The organism is Mesobacillus selenatarsenatis SF-1, assembly GCF_000813125.1.
In the GTDB taxonomy this organism is placed as follows: Bacteria; Bacillota; Bacilli; order Bacillales; family Cytobacillaceae; genus Mesobacillus; species Mesobacillus selenatarsenatis.
On sequence record NZ_BASE01000053.1, the window covers coordinates 1 to 5,597 of the forward strand.

The 5,597-nt window shown below is 45.5% G+C and carries 2 protein-coding genes and 2 pseudogenes; all 4 read right to left on the bottom strand.

Features of this window, described 5'->3' with window-relative positions:
* A partial coding sequence (gene safA / locus TY49_RS23915; RefSeq protein WP_052442164.1) for a SafA/ExsA family spore coat assembly protein occupies positions 1 to 1,464 on the bottom strand: 1,464 nt, incomplete at its 3' end.
* Positions 1,465 to 1,631: 167 nt separating this feature from the next.
* On the bottom strand, positions 1,632 to 2,738 hold the full coding sequence (nadA, locus tag TY49_RS11355) for a quinolinate synthase NadA (RefSeq protein WP_041966029.1): 1,107 nt from the start codon (positions 2,736 to 2,738) through the stop codon (positions 1,632 to 1,634).
* Positions 2,704 to 3,592, bottom strand: a pseudogene (gene nadC / locus TY49_RS11360) (carboxylating nicotinate-nucleotide diphosphorylase). The gene nadA and the pseudogene nadC overlap by 35 nt, the downstream one beginning before the upstream one ends.
* A gap of 22 nt (positions 3,593 to 3,614) precedes the next feature.
* Positions 3,615 to 5,279 (bottom strand): annotated as a pseudogene (gene nadB / locus TY49_RS11365) (L-aspartate oxidase); the annotation flags it as partial.
* Positions 5,280 to 5,597: the final 318 nt, after the last annotated feature.

Sequence of the window (5,597 nt, forward strand, 5' to 3'; positions counted from 1 at the left end):
TATTTGATGCGGCATCTGCCCCTGCATCATCCCGCCTACCTGTGGCATTTGGTTATCCATCATTCCACCGACTTGAGGCATCATCGGCATCTGGCCCTGCATCATTCCACCAACTTGTGGCATTTGGTTATCCATCATTCCACCTACCTGCGGCATCATCGGCATCTGGCCCTGCATCATTCCGCCTACCTGTGGCATATGGTTATCCATCATACCTCCAACTTGTGGCATCTGAGGCATCGGCATTTCTGATGATTCGTCATCCATCATTCCGCCTACCTGTGGCATTTGCTGATTATCCATCATTCCACCTACCTGTGGCTGCAATGGCATTTGATCCTCCATCGCTCCCGCTACCTGCGGCATATATGGCATCGGTTGCTGATATCCCTGCTCATATGGCGGGCAATATCCCGGCCCAGGCATTACAGGTGAAATAGGTACACCATGGAAAGTAGGACCTGTCATTTGTGGTGCTCCATAATGAGGCATATTTTCTCCCATACCCGGGCTCAATGGCATTTGCATCTGGGCAAAGGATGATGATTCCATATCTTCGGCTGGCATTGCCATGTTTGGCATCATTCCCGGGTACTGGGACATTCCCTGTACCTGAGGGTATGGCATTTGCTGTCCTGGATGGCCATATGCGGGACCTGTCATGGAAGGCGCACCTGGATAACAGTTATAAGGATAAGGGATCATTGGCTGCTGGTAACCTCCTTGAACGAATGGCATCATTGATGGTGATTCATCCATGAAATCATTCTTTTCAATTTTTATATCGGGCTTTATTTCTGATTTCACATTTGGTTTCATTTCAGCTTTTGGCAGCTGAGGCTTTAATTCTTGCTTAACCTGTGGTTTAACCTGCTGCTTGACTGGAGCCTTGACCTCAGGCTTGACTTCAGGTTTTACCTCTGGTTTGATTTCCGGGAAGATATTATCTGGTTTAGGCGGGAGCTGCGGCTTTGGTTGCGGCTTTGGTTGCGGCTTTGGTTGCGGCTTTGGCTGCGGCGGCATCTGCATATTAGCCATATTCATCATATAGTAGTTGTTAATATCAATCTCCGGCTTTATTTGCACTGGCATCTTAGGTTTATATGGTTTAACAGGCTCTTCCTTCTTAACCGGTTTAGGCATTTCCTTCTTCGGCTGTTCCTTTACGGGAGCCTCTTTTGGCACTTCTTTCTTCACTTCTGGTATTGGCATCGGTTTCTCTTTGGCAATCGGCATTTCCTTTTTGCCACCCATATTGATTTTTGCTTGAGGCGTTCCACCTGTGATCGGAGCTTCTTTCTTTACTGTTCCTCCAGCGGTTGGAACTTTTATTTTCATACCGGGCATAATCATATCAGGGTTGCTGAGCTGCGCGTTCATCTTTTTCAGCTCTTCAAAGTTCACGCCGTACTTCTTGGCGATCTTCCAAAGAGTATCCCCTTTCTGTACGATATGGATTTTCACTCTGATTCCCTCCTATGGCATAAGTCCATATATTCTATGTTGGTGTGGGCAAATTGCTAACAATCTTCAAAAAAACTTATGCTTCTATGTAAATAAATATGTTTTTCAGCATGAGATTAAGCTTTTCCCAAAAAAAAAATCCTTCCCAATCTGGGAAGGATTCCAATTTACGATTGCTCAAGCATGCGGTTTAGGGCAAGCTTCGCATTAAATGCTGTTTCTTCATCCACTTTTATAAGATTAGTTTCCTGCCCCTGGACAACTGAATCGAGACTCCAGGCAAGATGCTGCAGGTCGATTCTATTCATTGTCAGGCATGGACACATATGTGGGTTCAAAGAAATAATTTGCTTATCCGGGTGTTGTGAAATCAGCCGGTTAACCAAATTCATTTCTGTCCCGACCGCCCATGATGAGCCGGCAGGGGATGCTTCGATCGCTTCAATAATATAATTTGTTGAGCCTGCCATATCTGATAACGCAACAACTTCACGTGAGCATTCAGGGTGAACAATGATTTTCATGTCCGGGTATGCTTCACGGACATGGGCGATATTTTGCACTGTAAAATTCTCATGAACAGAGCAATGTCCCTTCCAAAGTATAACCTTCACTTTTTCAAGCGGTCCATCAAATTCAAGGATATTCTCAATCGGGTTGTAAACGGCCATTTCGTCCAGGTTGACGCCGATATTAAAAGCAGTATTCCTTCCTAAATGCTGATCTGGAAGGAAAAGCAGGCGTTCCTTTTTCGAAAAAGCCCAGCGCACCATCTTCTCGGCGTTGGAGGATGTTACAGTAGCACCGCTATTAGCCCCGACAAATGATTTGATTGCTGCTGTTGAGTTCACATACGTTAACGGCAAAATAGTGTCCCCAAACAGCACCTGCAGGAACTCCCAGGCTCTTTCGGTCTGGTAAATATCCGCCATGTCCGCCATCGAGCAGCCAGCCCTCATATCTGGAAGGTAGACCTTCTGGCTTTCGGTTGTTAAAATGTCTGCCGTCTCAGCCATGAAATGGACGCCGCAGAACACAATATGTTCCGCTTCCCTGTTCTCTGCTGACAGCTGTGCTAATTTCAATGAATCCCCAGTCGCATCAGCGAATTGAATGACCTCATCCTTTTGATAATGGTGACCAGGGATAAAGAGCTTCTTGCCCATCTTCTCCTTAATACTCCTGATCATGTCCTCAAGTTCCTGGACAGACATATTTTTGTACTTTTCAGGAAGCATCTTAGATTTCGCTTCGAGCGTCTCCAATATATTCATATGCTACAGCCCCTTCCGTTTCAGCCATCACTTTTGCGCTAACATCCAATGATTTTACAGAGTGCGTGAGGAATCCAAGAGAAATATAATCGATACCGCAATCACTGTAGCTATCGAGGTTGTCAAGGGTGATGCCTCCCGATGCCTCTGTCAAAATTCCTGCCGGCACATTATTGATCCAATCCTTGATCTGGTCAGGGTGTCTGTTGTCGAACATGATGCAGTCAACCTTTGCTTCAATCGCTTCGAGAAGCTGGTCCTTCGTTTCAATCTCGACCTCGACCTTCACCATATGCCCAAGATTTGACCTTACTGCATCTACTGCATGGCTGATCGAGCCTGCGAATGAGATGTGGTTATCCTTAATCATCACGGCGTCATACAGCCCATAACGATGATTGAAGCCGCCTCCGCAGCGAACCGCATACTTTTCAAGCATCCTGAGACCCGGAGTTGTTTTACGTGTATCACAGATTCTTGTTTTCGAGCTATTTAGGACGCGGACAGCTTCATTGGTTTTCGTCGCGATGCCACTCATCCGCTGTACAAGGTTAAGGACGACTCTTTCTGCTTTAAGCAAAGCGGAAACCCTGCCGTTGATCAAGGCAAGTTCTTGACCCTTAACAACTTTCTCTCCATCTTTCACCTTCTGGGTAATCTGACTGCTCTCATCAAGCAGCCTGAAGCCTGTTTGGATGATTTGTTCCCCGCAGAAAATACCTTCATCTTTGGCGATCAACACCATGCTTCCTCTGTTTTCATTTCCGAAAATCAGTTCACTGGTGACATCACGTTCACCAATATCTTCAATAAAAAAATTGTTCAAGTAGCAAGCGCAGTTTGATTGAATTCATGCTTACCATCCTTTACGTTTTTTCGTTGATGGATGATTTGTTTTTTCATCCAATTGGCGTTATCCTCATGCGGGAAATCTTTTCGATAATGCCCGCCCCTGCTTTCTGTCCTTTCCAATGCCGCCTTTGTAATTAAAGATGCGGTGATGTACATGAACAGCCTATTCAATTCAGATGGCTGCAAATGGTCCAGCCGAGCCTCCAGCCATTGGTCCAGGTTGAACTGATCAAGCCACTCAATCTGTAAGGTCAGCAATTCCTTTGTACGGACAATCCCTGTCCGGTCCATCATTGTTTGTTTTAGGGAGGAAATAACAGGGAGCTCATTGCTGGAAACATATTGATTTTCCAACATATTGCATGCTTTTATTACAGTTTGATTTTGCATTTCCATAATGTTGTCTGCTCTTTTGGCAGTTTGATTATGAAAACCTCTAATAATTGCATCATCTCTTTTGGCATCTTGATGGCTATTAAGCAAATCAGCAAGATTTCCGCCAACAAACATGCCTTCTAATAATGAATTGCTCGCCAATCTGTTTGCTCCGTGAATTCCTGTACAGGCCGCTTCACCGATCGAATATAGACCCGGGATGCTTGTTCTGCCCTGCAAATCAGTCTTTATCCCGCCCATGATAAAATGGCTCCCGGGGACAACAGGAATCAAACCTTTTTCAATATCTATTCCATAAAGGGCACAAAGCTTGCTGATCGTTGGGAAGCGGCTGCTGAAACCAGAGATGGTTGTGATATCTAGATAGATTTGAATTCCTCTTCGCGAGTAATCATAAATCGTCTGGGAGACAATATGCCGCGGTGCCAGGTCCTTCAAAGGATGAACACCCTCCATGATCCGCTTTCCTTCAGCAGTTGCGAGAACGGCCCCTTCACCCCTAACCGCTTCAGATATGAGGCCTCTCGTCTTTCCATTTACATAAAGAAGTGTGGGATGGAACTGGACAAATTCCATGTCGGCAAGCTCAGCACCTGCCCTGTATGCCAACGCCATTCCATCTCCGGTTGCAGTCTCTGCATTAGAGGTGAAGGCAAAGACCTGCCCGCAGCCACCCGTAGCAAGGACCACATGGGGAGCAAGATACACTTCATTCGTTCCATCAGGGAGTTTCGCTTTCACACCGATACAACGAGTTGCATCGCTGTCTATAAATAGCTCATATACAAATGTGGACTGTTCAATTGAAATATTGCCATCCAAGTTCGAGAGCAAAAAGTCGACCATATGCTTACCGGTCGCATCGCCTCCGCTATGGACAATCCTCTTTTCACTATGAGCTCCTTCCATCCCCAGCAGCAATTTTCCATCTGCATCTTCATCAAAAAGGCAGCCTGATTGCCATAATCCTTTGATCAACTCCGGTGCTTTTTTGGTGATTTCAAGTACAGCTTCAGAGTTATTATGGTGAGCTCCTGCTTCCATTGTGTCGAGATAATGGAAGTAAGGGTCATCGCCCGGTGCAACCGCCGCTGCAACCCCGCCTTGTGCGAGATAAGAATTGCCTGCTGTCAGTTCTTTCTTTGTGAGAATAATCACATTTAAACTCTTTGCTAATTTATTGGCCAATTGAAGTGCGGCAATCCCGCTGCCAACAATGATTACATCTGCTTGTTTCATATAATGATAGCCTCCTGGATTAACAGGTGTCTTGACATCTATTTTTACACACATTTACACTATTGACAAGAACTTTTATTTTGACAGAGGAGAAAGCAAGGACTGCACTCTATGTTACACGTCGTCTCCTCTCGAACAATGAACGGGCAGATATTCTGGGTTTATGTGACCGGTTTTCTCTTCTTGGACTGAGACCGGGAACATATCCGGACTTTTTGTGACCGGTTTTCTATTCTTGGACAAAGACCAGGGACTTATCCGGGCTTTATGTGACTGGTTTTCTCTTCTTGAACTGAGACCGGGAACATATTCCGGGTTTATGTGACCGGTTTTCTCTTCTTGGACTGAGACCGGGAACATATCAGAGCTTTA